A 13,904-nucleotide genomic window follows, 5' to 3' on the forward strand; every position below is an offset into this window, starting at 1 on the left:
TAAATTATTTATTCTCATAAATTTCATAATTTACATGACCATAAATAAACCTATTCCATGGAGAACGGATATACCAGATTCCGCAGGCGTAAAAGCATCATTACCTTAGGTGCATCACTTGCACTCATCTTATTAGTTGTTTACTTAATTGCTATCGGTCGTAAAAAAACGACTGTAGATCCTGCATTTAGTAAATATATTGAATCATATACTACCGGGGTTATCTCAAAAGAAAGCACCATTCGCATTCGTTTGGCCGGGCAAGTACAGGTTACCCATCAACAAAATGAACAACTAAGCGATGGTCTTTTTGATCTCTCGCCCTCTGTAAAAGGTAAAGCCCATTGGGTCGACGCACGTACTATTGAATTTAAGCCTACTGATAAACTTGATCCCGAAAAAACATACACGGTAGATTTTGATCTGGGTAAATTGATCGAGGTACCACATCAGTTTGACCATTTCAAGTTCGGTTTTCAGGTAGTGAAACCCGACTTTAACGTAAGTTTTGCTGGTTTAACAACCGCCACAAATACCTCTATCGATGAAATGAAACTGGATGGTACCATTCAGACTGCTGATACAGAAGATCCGGCCCTTGTTGAAAAATTGGTAACGGTTAATTATGAATTTCCTGTTAAAATAAGCTGGGAACATAATACGGGAACCAAAGCTCATCATTTTAAAATAACAGGATTAAAAAGACAGGCGAATAAGGTAACTGCAGTCACTATCAATTGGGATGGCGGTAGCCTTAATGTTGATAAAAAAGGTAACCAACATTTTGATGTGCCGGCGATAGGCGATTTCAGAGTATTGGATATACGCGCCGTACAGGATAATGATCAATATGTATTGGTGCAATTTTCCGATAATATATTGGTTGGACAGGAGTTGAATGGTTTGATAGGTATCAATAACATTACCGACCCAGCTTATACCATTGACGGTAGTACCGTGAAAGTTTATTCGCCCGAGAGTCTTCAGGGTAATTACAGCATTTTTGTAAATGAGGGTATTGAAAATATATCACACAAAAAAATCACGAAAACCTATACTGCCAGTGTGTTTTTTGAGAACAGGCTACCGGATATAACCATACCTGGCAAAGGTGTTATCCTCCCCGATTCCGGAAAATTAATGATGCCTTTTGAGGCCGTGAATCTGAATGCTGTTGATGTTAGCATCATTAAAATATATGAAAGCAACGTACCCCAGTATTTTCAGAGCAATGGCTTTGATGGAGGGCAGGAACTACGCCAGGTAGGTAAACCTATAGTTCAAAAAACCATCAGGCTTGATAATGATAAAGCACTTAATCTGAATAAGAAGAATCGCTTTATGCTGGATCTCGACCAGATGATCCGCACAGAACCAGGTGCGATCTACCGTGTCGTGATCGGTTTCAGGAAAGAATACTCTTTGTATAACTGTAGTGTCCCATCAGCAGGCGTAAAAAGTAATAGCAGCGACGAAGATGTATATAACGAAAGCGAATATTACAACGATAATAGCAAGGTAAACGACGAGGATGACGACTTTTGGTCGCGGTATGATAATTTTTATCCTGAAGGTTATAACTGGCAGGACAGGAACAATCCTTGTACCCCATCCTACTTCACCAAAGAGCGTTGGGCAACGCGCAACATTATAGCATCAAACATTGGCCTTATTGCTAAACGCGGCACTAACAATAGCATGCTGGTGGCGGTAACCGATATTTTAAGCGCCCAGCCTATGAGTGGCGTGGATATGGAATTACTGGATTATCAAAAACAAGTGATTTACAAAACCACATCGGGTGGAGATGGTATAGTAAAGTTTGATCTTAAACGTAAACCTTATTTGCTGGTGGCTAAAAAAGGCGCTCAACGTGGTTACCTGAAACTGGATGATGGTAGTTCCCTCCCACTCGCCCGTTTTAATGTAGGTGGCGAAGAGATTCAAAGCGGCCTTAAAGGTTTTATTTATGGCGACCGTGGTGTATGGCGTCCTGGCGACTCCATATATACATCCTTTATACTGGAAGATAAACTAAAAACATTGCCGCCAGATCATCCGGTTCAGTTTGAGTTATATGATCCCAATGGCAAGTTATACAAACGTATTACCAAAACAACTGCTTTGGATGGTTTTTACAGTTTCCATACCGCTACAGAAACCTCCTCGCCTACCGGCAACTGGACAGCCAAGGTAAAAGTTGGCGGCGCTTTGTTTGAAAAGAAGATCAAGGTAGAGACCATTATGCCTAACCGAATGAAGCTAAGTCTTTCATTTGGCGGAGCTGCGGAGCTAACCAAAGGCAATAATGCCAATGGCAAGCTAAGTGCGCAATGGTTGTTTGGAGGGGCTGCACAAAACCTCAAAGCCAAGGTCGACGCGTTTTTAACGCCGCAAACCACCAGCTTCAAAAAATACGAAGATTATGTTTTTGACGATCCGACACTGGCCTTTAATACACAAACTCAAACTGTATTTGATGGCAAACTCAGTGCCGATGGTGTGGCAAATGTAGATGCCAATATCAACGTAGAAAAACAGGCCCCGGGACAGTTAAGGGCCAATTTCCTGGTTAAAGTATTTGAGCCGGGAGGAAATTTCAGCATACAGCAAACAACATTACCCTATAACGTATACTCAGGCTATGTAGGCATAAAAACACCCCAGGGCAGCGAGCTTTCGGGGATGTTGGTTACGGATAAGGATCACCAGATTGATATTGCGGATGTAGATGTACACGGTAACGCGCTGGCCGGTACCCGTACTGTGCAGTTGGAACTGTACAAAGTACAATGGCGTTGGTGGTGGGATCAAACCGGCAATGAGACAAGCAAGTTTACGCAGGATAAATATAATAAACTCATCAAAGCTGCATCCGTGCAGGTTACCAATGGACATGGTAAATGGACGTTACGTGTACCTAAAGCCGATTGGGGCCGTTACCTGGTCAAGGTGAAGGATGAGCAAACCGGACACTCTACCGGAAAATTCATTTATATGGACTGGCCAAACTGGTCGGAAAGGTTACAGCAAACCAACCCTACCGAAGCAGCTATGCTATCGTTCACATCCGACAAAACCAGCTATAACGTTGGCGAGCAGGCCACGTTAACTATACCAACCGCAGCTGCTGGTCGCGCATTGATCAGCTTTGAAAATGGCAGCAAGGTTTTAAGAACCACTTGGATAGATACTAAAAAAGGGCAAACTCAGTATCGATTTACGGTTGATGAAACCATGGCCCCGAATGTATTTGTGAATGTTACTTTATTACAAAGACACTCGCAAACAGTTAACGATCTGCCAATCCGTATGTATGGCGCTATTCCCTTACAGGTTGATAACCCGGAAACCATCCTGAAACCGGTGATCAGTATGCCCGATAAGATCCGCCCCGAAACACAGTCGGCTATTACCGTATCCGAGGCATCTGGCAAGGAAATGACCTATACCATTGCCATTGTTGATGAGGGTTTACTGGATATCACCAATTATAAAACGCCTAACCCACATGAAGCATTTTATGCCCGGGAGGCACTGGGCGTAAAAACTTGGGATCTGTTTGATTATGTGATAGGCGCGTTCGGCGGCGGTTTGGAACGAATTTTAAGCATCGGTGGTGATGGAAACCTGGGCACCAACAAAAACGTATCTGTAAACCGTTTTAAGCCTGTTGTAAAATTCCTTGGGCCATTTCACCTTGGCAAAGGCGAAAAGCAAACCACACCCTTTAAACTGCCTCAATACGTAGGTTCTGTTAAGGCTATGGTAATTGCCGGGCACGATGGCAGCTATGGCTTTGCTGACAAGGCTGTAGCCGTGAAAAAACCATTGATGATATTGGCCACATTACCGCGTGTACTTGGCCCTACAGAAAAAGTGCAGTTACCTGTTACTGTATTCGCGATGGAGCCTAACATTAAAACGGTTACCGTATCTGTTCAATCAAACGCATTCAGTAATCTGGCTGGTAATAATTCCAAAACGATAACCTTTGCTAAAACAGGGGATCAGCTGGTTACGTTTGATTTGGATGTTAAGGATTTTGTAGGTGTAGGTAATGTAAAGATCATAGCCAAAAGTGGTTCAGAAACCGCTGCGTATGATGTGGAGCTGAATGTACGCAACCCTAATCCACCAGTAACCCGTGTATTGGAAAAGGAACTTAAACCGGGTGAGATCTGGAATACGGCATATCAGGCTATTGGTATCAGCGGTACCAATAAAAATACGCTCGAAATTGCATCTATTCCCTCTTTAAATCTGAGTAAGCGGCTTGATTACCTGATAGCTTACCCGCATGGTTGTGTAGAGCAAACCACATCTTCGGCGTTTCCGCAATTGTATTTGGGGCAACTGCTTGACCTCTCACCTATTCAAAAGGCTGAGGCCGAACGTAATATCAAAGCCACCATCAGCAGGCTCAATGGGTTCCAGATACAGGGCGGCGGATTGAGCTACTGGCCAGGCTATGGCGACGCTGACGAATGGGGAACCAACTATGCGGGCCATTTTATGCTGGCAGCCCAGGCTAAAGGTTACAGCATGCCTATTGGTTTTATTGAGCAGTGGAAAAAATATCAAAAGCAAAAAGCGCAAACCTGGGCTCCTGATCCGCATAAATTTTATGGCGATGATCTGAACCAGGCCTATCGTCTGTATCTGCTAGCCTTAGCTGGTGCTCCCGAATTAGGTGCTATGAACCGGCTCAGGGAGTTTAAATATATAAGTATCGAGGCCAGATGGCGCCTGGCAGCTGCTTATAAACTTGCCGGGCAACCCGAGGCGGGTTTACGGATGATCACTAATTTGCCAACTACCATAAAACCATATTATACGATGTATGGAACTTATGGATCCGATCTGCGTGATGAGGCGATGATCCTGGAAACACTTACCCTATTGGGTCAACAGCAAAAAGCAGCCGGATTATTACGTACTGTTGCTTCGAGATTATCCCAGGATGATTGGTATAGTACGCAAACCACAGCTTACTCACTTATTGCCATTGCGCAATATTGTGGACAAAACAAAGCAGGCAGTAAGCTTACTTTTAGCTATGACGGCGGGGTATCAAAAGGCAATATCAGTTCGGCTTCCTATATGTGGCAGGCAGCTTTAGCCGTCAACGGTGGGAAAGTAATGGTTAAGAACAATGGTAGCAACAAGCTATATATAAGATTGATACAAAAAGGCCAGCCATCATCCGGGCTTGCTGTAAAAACCTTTATTGACCCGCAGGTGATGGAAATGAGAGTGGGTTATTTTACCATGAATGGTAAGCCTATTGATCCTACAACCTTAAAACAAGGCACCGACTTTGTGGCCCAGGTAAATATCAAAAATCCGGGCAGACGTGGCAGATATGATAACCTGGCCCTTACGCAGATATTCCCGTCGGGTTGGGAAATATTAAACAGCCGGATGCTGAATAACGATGAGGTATTCAAATCATCTCCATCTGACTATCGAGATGTACGGGACGACAGGGTAAACACTTATTTTAGTTTGGTTGAGGGTAAAGAAGTAACCTATTATGTAATGCTGAATGCGGCTTACGCGGGACATTACTATTTACCCGCAGTATATTGCGAGGCTATGTACAACAACTCCATCAATAGCTTGATCAAAGGACAATGGGATGATGTGGTAAAATAAGTTGGATTAACTGTTGAGTTGCCCGTAAATTGAAATTTAACCGATAATGTTTATGCAAAAAGTGGGTTTACACTTTTTTTTGATAAAATTAATTAACTAATTGATTATCAGTAATATAAGTCGGTTTTAACCATAAAGTATGTAAATCATGTAAACCCACTTTTTGGTTAATTGAGTCAATCCAACCCAAGGCTTTACATCAAATTTTCGATTGAGTATCCTGATAGATCAAATAAAAAAGAGGCTGATCATGATTGATGATACAGCCTCTTTTTTATAAAGGGTGGTTTTCCTTATAAGGAAAATAACTTATATGCCAATGCAAGGCTAAAAACGTTTACCCGTGTATGAGAATTATCGTTGCCATAGGCAATCTTATTTAAACCACCTTCGTAGCGCAAATCAACTGAAAAACTGCTGATATCTACACCGGCACCTATCTGAAAACCATAGTTGGCACTTTTATAATCTAAATGGGTTGCTTTGTTGGCAGCATCATCAATACTTTGATCCTTATTAACAGCAAACGAAACTACCGGGCCACCATAAAACCGGCCACCCAAGCCAAATGCACCGATTTTACCACCTAATAATAAAGGCACATCGATACTGGTGAATTTAGCCGTATTTTCATTGTTCTGATCGTCTTTTACTTTGATGTTTTTACCGGTAACATAAAGTTCTGGCTGAAAATTAAAGCCCAAACCGCCTACCCTTGCCCAGACACCCGCCAGGTAACCCGCACGGTTACTATTATTAAAAACGCCGTTTGACGGGAATGCAGTGTAATTTAAACCGCCCTTTACACCAAAGGAAAAGTTCGGTATTATCTGGGCAGAGGCCATACCGATAGTGAATAAGCAGATACTTAAAGTTAAGATAATTGTTTTTTTCATGTTTGAGCGTTGTTTTTAAGGTGAAGCGATCTAAATTAAAGCTGCTTTAAAATAACAGTTTTATAATTAGCAATATCCGGCGTATAATGTTTTATAATTTTACACAAAACGTTATACGCCGGATATCAGGATTTAAAATCTGAGAATAAAAGTATAAATTTTTTACAGAATCACTGTAATTCAATTTACCAGGACAGGCGTCCCATATAGTAATCAAGCACTTTGTTATAGATATAGCAATCGTACCGGGCGTTAATGAGATTGATGTTGGCCTTATCAAAGTTATTTTTGGCTACCACAAAATCAACTGATGTAAGTACTCCTGCATTGAAACGGATCTCGGCTGTTCTGAATGATTCTTTGTATGCTTTAACCTGCTCCACTAATACATTGTACCTGTTATAAGCCAGCGTCATGTTCACATAAGCTTGTTCAACATTCTGACGCAATACATTCTTAGTGTTTTCCTCAATATATTTTGATTCCTGCAGATCAATTTTAGCAAGCTTCACCTTATTTCTGTTTTGGAAATAATTTAAAATCGGCACTGTTAATCTAACACCAAACTGTGTACTATAGTTATTTTTAAACTGATCATAATAACCTATGTTTTGATAACTGTTTTTATACTGCGTTGCATAAACTGGACTTTCGCCTCCTGTGGGAGTCTTAACAAACTGCTTGGTTTGCACAATAGAGGAATCGATAACTGTAGAATTTTGTGCGGCGCTTGAATAGTTTGTGGTTATTCCTCCAAATAGGGAAACAGTGGGTGATAAAGCCCCTTTGGCTACTTTTACTCCCCTTTCGGCACTTTGCCGTCTTAGTTCGGCTGCCTTTATATAAGCCAGCTGTTGTAAAGCGGTATTAAATATCTGATCGGCATTTTCACTTGTTTGTTTAGCAACATCCTGTACGCTTATAGGTTCCAGTTTAATGTTTCTGTTATAAGGAATGTTTAATATCTGCATCAGGTTTAATTTTGATGCTTCCAGGTTATTTTTAGTAGTTACCAAATTAAGTTCATTATCACCATAAGTACCTTTTAAATCATACAAATCAGAAGGTAGTTTATTAGCACCATCTTTTTCCAGTATTTCCAATCTTTCAACTTGCTTTTTGGATACATCAAGCTGATTATAGGCCTGGGCTAATAACTCGGTATTATCCAAAACCAAAAGATAAGCGGTTATCACGTTAATAGTAACCTGGTCCTTGGCCTGTTGAAAATCCATTTTACCAGCCTGGTAAGCTAATGAGGTTTGTTTAATAGCATTCAGATTTTGCAAGCCGCTGAACAGGGTTAAGCCGGCGTTTAAGTTGTAATTACCCGATGTATATGATTGAGTTACATAACTGTTTGTAAATACGTTGATACTACGCCCGCTGTTAAGACTATGATCAACCTGGCCGTTTAATGTTGGCAGCAAATTATCTTTAGCCTGTTTATAATTCACGCCCAGACGCTGCATTTGAAGGTCATTTTGTTGTACTACCAGGTTGTTTTTTATAGCAATATCTATGCATTGCCTTATGGTAGTTAATGTATCTGTTTGAGCGTGTACATTGATGGCTGATAACACCATTAAACCGAAAAATATAAATTTAAAGTATCGCATTATGATATGATCAGAGTTGTTTTGATGATTCGATTTTACCATCTAAAAGGTTAATGATACGCGAACCGTATTCAGCATTTTTTTCAGAATGCGTTACCTGGATAATAGTAACTCCATCTTCTTTATTTAGCTTACGAAATAGCTCCATGATCTCCTCTCCTTGTTTGGAATTCAGGTTACCGGTAGGCTCATCTGCCAGCAGCAATTTGGGTTTGGCTATCAGTGCACGGGCTATACCCACCAATTGTTGCTGTCCACCAGATAATTGTGCCGGAAAAAGATCTTTTTTGCCCACAATGTTGAAGCGATCCAATATGTCGGCCACCATGGCTTTGCGCTCAGCGCCTTTGAAATCCTGATAAATTAGCGGTGTTTCGATATTTTCATAAACGGTAAGCTCATCAATCAAGTGGTAAGCCTGAAAAACAAAGCCAATATATTGTTTATATAAAGCGGAGCGCTGTTTTTCTTTCAACTGATGTACTGCATGACCGGCAAAGTAATGATAGCCTTCGGATGGTTCATCAAGCATACCGACGATATTAAGCAGCGATGATTTACCAGAACCCGATGGCCCCATGATGGATACAAACTCGCCCTCATCAATTTCAAGGCTAAGGTCATTAAGAACAAAATTTTTAAGTCCGCTTACCTGGTAATATTTCGAGATATGTTGGAGTGATAGCATTTTTAGTATTTATTTTGACTGGTGTATATTAGTTTTTGTTTAAAAATATCAATTCAATTCTGCCAATCAAGTATCAATAACATACCAAAATATTAATAACCTATAAATCAATTCATTATATCATATAAGCGCTATAAATACTGTTCGCTTATGTAACAGGAAGCGTACGGTTATGATACAATGAAAAAGCCGAAAGTTTAATTCAGAAGGCCAAAGGCCCTCTTTTAATAAACTTTCGACTTTTCGGTTATTCGCTTCTTAAACTTTTAACCGGATTAGCTATCGCTGCTTTGACGGCCTGAAAACTAATGGTTAAAAGTGTAATTATAATTGCCACAAATGTCGAGACAAGGAACACACCTGGCCCTATAGTTATCCGGTAATCATATTTCTGTAACCAATTTTGCAGGAGGTAATGCGCAATAGGCGAAGCTATTATACAACTAATGATAACTAACATTACGAAATCTTTGGATAGCAAAAACCATAGCTGGCTCACCGTAGCACCTAATACCTTACGTACACCTATTTCTTTTGTTCGTTGTTCTGCTATATAAGCTGCAAGCCCAAATAAGCCAAGACAGGAGATACATATAGCCAATGCGGCGAAAACACCAGATAGCTTACCTATTAATACTTCCTGACTAAATTTTTGATTATAATCATCATCAACAAATTTATAGGTGAAAGGATAGGCTGGATTATATTTAGCAAATATTGAACTGATTTTTTCAATTGCGCTATGCGGATTTACATTTGGAGCCAAACGATATATCAAATTATCTTGCGGATAAGTACTATAAACAAACATTGTCGGATCGGCTTTGGCAAACGGTGAAGTCATTAGAGCATCTTTCATCACCCCAACAATTTTCATTTTATTCCCATTATACTGTATTGGTTGACTTAGAGGTTCTTTTAATCTTAAGCGTTTAATAGCGGACTCATTAAACACCAGGTTTAAGGTATCTGCAGCAATACCTGTGTATTCCCTCCCTTGTTTAACTTGCATGCCCAGGGTTTTAAAATAATCACCTGTAATATAAACTACTCCCATTTCAATGGTCTCGCCGCCGAACTTGCCTGGCCACTGATCTATATTGTTGTGAAGGTAAATATCAGTAGCCGGACTGGAAGCTTGAGTGATACTTTGCACAGCACCGCTTTGTAGTAATTCGTCTTTTAATGCCTGATAATTTTTGCCCAGGTCGCTATTAGAACTAGTAGTCAGTAAACGATTAATATCGTATCCGGGGGGCCGGTTTTTGGCGTATTGAATCTGTCTGTAAATTACTATCGTACCTATGATCAGCGCTATTGAGCAGCTAAATTGCGTTACTACTAGTATTTTTCTTGAATAAGATGCAGAACGTCCTATCTGTATTGTCCCTTTTAAAACTTTAACCGGATTAAACGATGACAGATAAAATGCGGGCTTACTGCCTGCAATAAGTGCGGTAAACAACACGCAACTGATCGTTATTAACCAAAATGGAGCGCTTTGGACAGGAATACCAATTGTTGTACCCGTAAGCGCATTAAAAGGTGTCAATGCTATTTGTACAAATAGTAATGAAAACAAAAATGCTATAAATGTAATTATGGTTGATTCTGTCAAAAATTGAAAAATCAGCTGCTTGCGTTGAGAGCCTATGGCCTTCCGGATACCAACTTCTCTGGCTCGTTTTTCAGATCGTGCAGTTGTTAGATTGATAAAGTTAATGCAGGCAATCAATAAAACCAAAACTCCAATTATACTAAAAATCCTTACATATTCAATAAATCCTCCGCTAGCCACCCCATTTTTCCAGCTGTTATACAGGTGCCAGTCGCGCATAGGGTGTAAAATAACTTCGGAGTTTTTAGCATTGATGTTATTTTCACCCTTTTCCATATTTTTTATCTTCGGAGCTAACTGACTATACGAAACCCCTGACTTTAGTTTCACATATATCAAAAAAGCATTAGCCCCAAAACTTCCGCTACGCGCCTGTTTTACATAAGCTTGAGTTGCTTCCATATAAGCAAAAGGTATCAGGTATTTGAATTGAAGAGACGAATTACCTGGCAAATCGTCAAGCACACCGGTTACCTTTAAATCATTCTTGTTATCAATCCGTACCGTTTTATTTATAACGTTAACAGAACCAAATAAGGCTATAGCAGTAGCTTTTGTTAACACTATAGAATATGGATCTTTCAGCGCGTCTTTCATATTTCCCTGTAACATGGGGTATTGAAACATTTTTAAAAAATCGCTGCCTACTTGCGAACCATTAAGATAAAACTTTTTTTCACCTACCATTAAACCATGAGAGCCGTTGCCGTCAGTCTCGGCCGCGTATTCTATTTCTGGAAAATTGTTTCTAAGCGCGTCGGCAAGTTTTAAAGATGTACTGCTGAAAGTAAGTGTTTCACCATTGCTGTTAAAGTTGCGCCAAACCTGATAAAGTTGTCCATAATTCGGAAGAAACTTATCGTATGAATATTCATTATTTACCCAAAGGGCAATAAGTAACGCAACGGCCATTCCACCTGCAAGCCCTAAAATATTAATGGCGCTGTAAACCTTATTGTTTACTAAATTTCTCCAGGCTATTTTAAAATAGTTTTTGATCATGATGCTTTAAATTGGAAAACTTTAATTGCAGCAAATTGCGCCTTACTCACTCCGTAAACTCTTAACAGGGTTAGCGGTCGCGGCAATAACCGATCGGTACCCTACAGTTATAGCAGCAATGATAAATGTTGATAGTATTGATGCCAGAAAAATACCAGGACCAATAGTTATGCGGTATTTAAAGTCCTGCAGGTAATTGTGCATAACCCACCAGGCAAGAGGTGCGGCAATTACAAAAGCTATAAGTAACAAATAAGTAAATTCTTTGCCAAACAACCATAAAATGTGCTGGGTATCTGCCCCCAATACCTTACGCACCCCTATTTCTTTGGTTTTTCGAACAGCCATAAAGGATACCAGGCCATATAATCCCAGGCAGCCAATTAGGATAGCTATACCAGCAAATGCCTCTACTAACTTTAACTGTATATTATCCATTTCATAAAATTTCCCAACGCTGTCATCAAGAAATTGATATGAATAGAGCTCCTCAGGAAAAGTGTCGTTCCATATTTTTTCAAGAGCGGGTAATGTTGTTTTAGCATTACGCATATTAATTTTAACGGCCAATGTAGAGTATGACCGATAGTCGGGCATGATACAAATGGGTGATATTTCAGTATGGAATGAATAATTGTAAAAATCTTTTACAACCCCGACTATAGGTGCAGTAACTGATCTTCCATCTACAGAAAGTGTTTTACCTATTACATCCTGTGGTTTAAGATTGAGCTTTTTTACAAAGGTTTCATTGACTAAAAACTCGCGCGTAGTATCGGAAGGGAAAAAGTTACGCCCGGCAACTAACTTTACCCCAAAGGTAGCAAGGAAATTTTCATCGCCCGGTTTTGTATTGATGCCCCAATGCTCATCTTCGGCCCTTTGATTAAAACGAACATCGGTACTGTTATTGGATTGCGCCGCAGGAGCCTTATAGCAATAGGATGTTTTTTCGACACCTTGCACTTCATTAATACGATTGCGCATGGTGCTCAATTTAACCTTATCATTTTTTGGTACAGGCAACAATACAACAGCATCTTTATTAAAACCCAGATCAGTGTTTTGAGAATAATGCAATTGCGAAACAATAATTATTGCGCCTATGATCAATATCTGAGAAATAGAAAACTGAGTAACCACCAATATGCGGCGTAATGAAAATCCACCCACATGTTTTTGTGAAAGTTTGCTTTTAAGCGCCAGTATAGGCTGAAAACGTGCTAATACCAAACCTGGGTATGATCCGGATAAAAACACAACCAGTACGCTTATCAGAACAACAAAAGTCGTATACTGCGAAAGTTTAAAGGCCATCTGTGAGTGAAACAAATTATTTATTACCGGTAAGGCAAGGAATGATAAACCTATGGCTACTATAACAGCTACAAAAGTGATCAGAGCAGTTTCGGCAATAAATTGCCAAAATAATTGACGTGGAAGACTGCCCAATACTTTCCGCACGCCTATTTCTTTGGCTCGGTTCAATGCCTGCGCTGTGGCCAGGTTAACAAAGTTTACACATGCAGTAATGATCAGAAATAAGCCTATAAAAAATAAGGCCCACAGATACTTCTTGTCGGCATAACCGTCCAGATCGGCATTGAAGTGAATGTCCGAAAGAGGTTGCAGTTTAAACTTCCATACCTTTAAATCGCGCCCTTTATAATGCTTGCTTACAATATCGGCCATCGCATTATTGGCACTTGCCATAGTGGTAGATGGTTTTAATAAGGTAAATACTTCGCTTCCGCTAAAAACACCTCCCCAATTTTCTTCTCGCCGTTTATCGGTATATTCATCCATGTTGCCGTACGAAACATATACTTGTTGTTTACGGTCGGTATTGGCTGGCAGATCTTTTAGTACACCAGTAATGGTAAAGTTAACCTTATTATCCAGGCGGAAAACTTTTCCAATAGGATCAGTATCGCCAAAATACTTACGTGCTGTTTTTTCGGTCAATATCGCTTCGCCGGGTTTTACCAGGATTGTTTTTTTATCACCTTTTAAAAGGGGGAAATTTAAGATATTAAAAAATCCGGGCTCAGTAAATGCAACCCCATCTTCCTCATTAAATTTTTTAACCTGGTTGCCTTCGGTAAAACTGATCAGATTATCATGAAAGCTGATCACACGAGCTGTTTGCTCGGCCAACGCAAAATCGTTACGAAACGTTTTCCCTAAGGGCTGAGGCACTCCCTGCGACCGACCAATACCATCATCATGCCATTCTGTATACAATCGATAAATCCTGTCTGGATTTTTGTGGAAATTATCAAAGCTGAGATGATAACTAATCAGTGTAAAAATTAAAATACCGCAGGTGATACCTAAAGCCAGGCCTATTACACTGATAAACGCGTATGCCTTGTTACGTTTTAAATTACGCCAGGCAATTTTAATATAATTTTTGATCATAA

The 13,904-nt window shown here is 40.0% G+C and carries 6 protein-coding genes; 1 reads left to right on the forward strand and 5 read right to left on the reverse strand.

What is annotated here, in order from left to right; translation table 11 throughout:
* The first annotated feature begins 57 nt into the window (after window positions 1-57).
* Window positions 58-5,658: an alpha-2-macroglobulin gene (locus FHW89_RS03275; RefSeq protein WP_172333564.1), complete on the forward strand. Its 5,601-nt coding sequence runs from the start codon at window positions 58-60 to the stop codon at window positions 5,656-5,658.
* 293 nt (window positions 5,659-5,951) lie between these two features.
* Here FHW89_RS03275 and FHW89_RS03280 read toward each other — a convergent pair whose 3' ends face one another.
* The 5 genes from FHW89_RS03280 to FHW89_RS03300 form a co-directional block, all read right to left on the reverse strand.
* The gene (locus FHW89_RS03280) at window positions 5,952-6,554 is read right to left on the reverse strand and encodes a porin family protein (RefSeq protein WP_172333565.1); all 603 of its coding nucleotides are present in this window, start codon (window positions 6,552-6,554) and stop codon (window positions 5,952-5,954) included.
* Between the two features lie 185 nt (window positions 6,555-6,739).
* Entirely contained in the window at window positions 6,740-8,173 is a 1,434-nt protein-coding gene (locus FHW89_RS03285; RefSeq protein WP_172333566.1) for a TolC family protein, read from the reverse strand.
* Window positions 8,174-8,183: 10 nt separating this feature from the next.
* Window positions 8,184-8,861, reverse strand: coding sequence for an ABC transporter ATP-binding protein (locus FHW89_RS03290; protein ID WP_172333567.1), 678 nt, complete (start codon window positions 8,859-8,861; stop codon window positions 8,184-8,186).
* Between the two features lie 247 nt (window positions 8,862-9,108).
* Window positions 9,109-11,481 (reverse strand): ABC transporter permease, encoded by a 2,373-nt coding sequence (locus FHW89_RS03295; protein WP_172333568.1) that lies wholly within the window; start codon window positions 11,479-11,481, stop codon window positions 9,109-9,111.
* A gap of 42 nt (window positions 11,482-11,523) precedes the next feature.
* Window positions 11,524-13,902 carry an ABC transporter permease gene (locus FHW89_RS03300; protein ID WP_172333569.1) on the reverse strand — a complete coding sequence of 793 codons (2,379 nt, stop codon included), beginning with the start codon at window positions 13,900-13,902 and terminating at the stop codon, window positions 11,524-11,526.
* Window positions 13,903-13,904 lie beyond the last annotated feature (2 nt).

Source organism: Mucilaginibacter sp. SG564, from assembly GCF_013149275.1.
Classification (GTDB): Bacteria; Bacteroidota; Bacteroidia; order Sphingobacteriales; family Sphingobacteriaceae; genus Mucilaginibacter.

Coding starts and splice junctions, on each gene's coding strand:
- FHW89_RS03285 (WP_172333566.1), bottom strand. CDS start 8,173: ATGCGATACTTTAAATTTATATTTTTCGGTTTAATGGTGTTATCAGCC.
- FHW89_RS03295 (WP_172333568.1), bottom strand. CDS start 11,481: ATGATCAAAAACTATTTTAAAATAGCCTGGAGAAATTTAGTAAACAAT.
- FHW89_RS03290 (WP_172333567.1), bottom strand. CDS start 8,861: ATGCTATCACTCCAACATATCTCGAAATATTACCAGGTAAGCGGACTT.
- FHW89_RS03280 (WP_172333565.1), bottom strand. CDS start 6,554: ATGAAAAAAACAATTATCTTAACTTTAAGTATCTGCTTATTCACTATC.
- FHW89_RS03275 (WP_172333564.1), top strand. CDS start 58: ATGGAGAACGGATATACCAGATTCCGCAGGCGTAAAAGCATCATTACC.
- FHW89_RS03300 (WP_172333569.1), bottom strand. CDS start 13,902: ATGATCAAAAATTATATTAAAATTGCCTGGCGTAATTTAAAACGTAAC.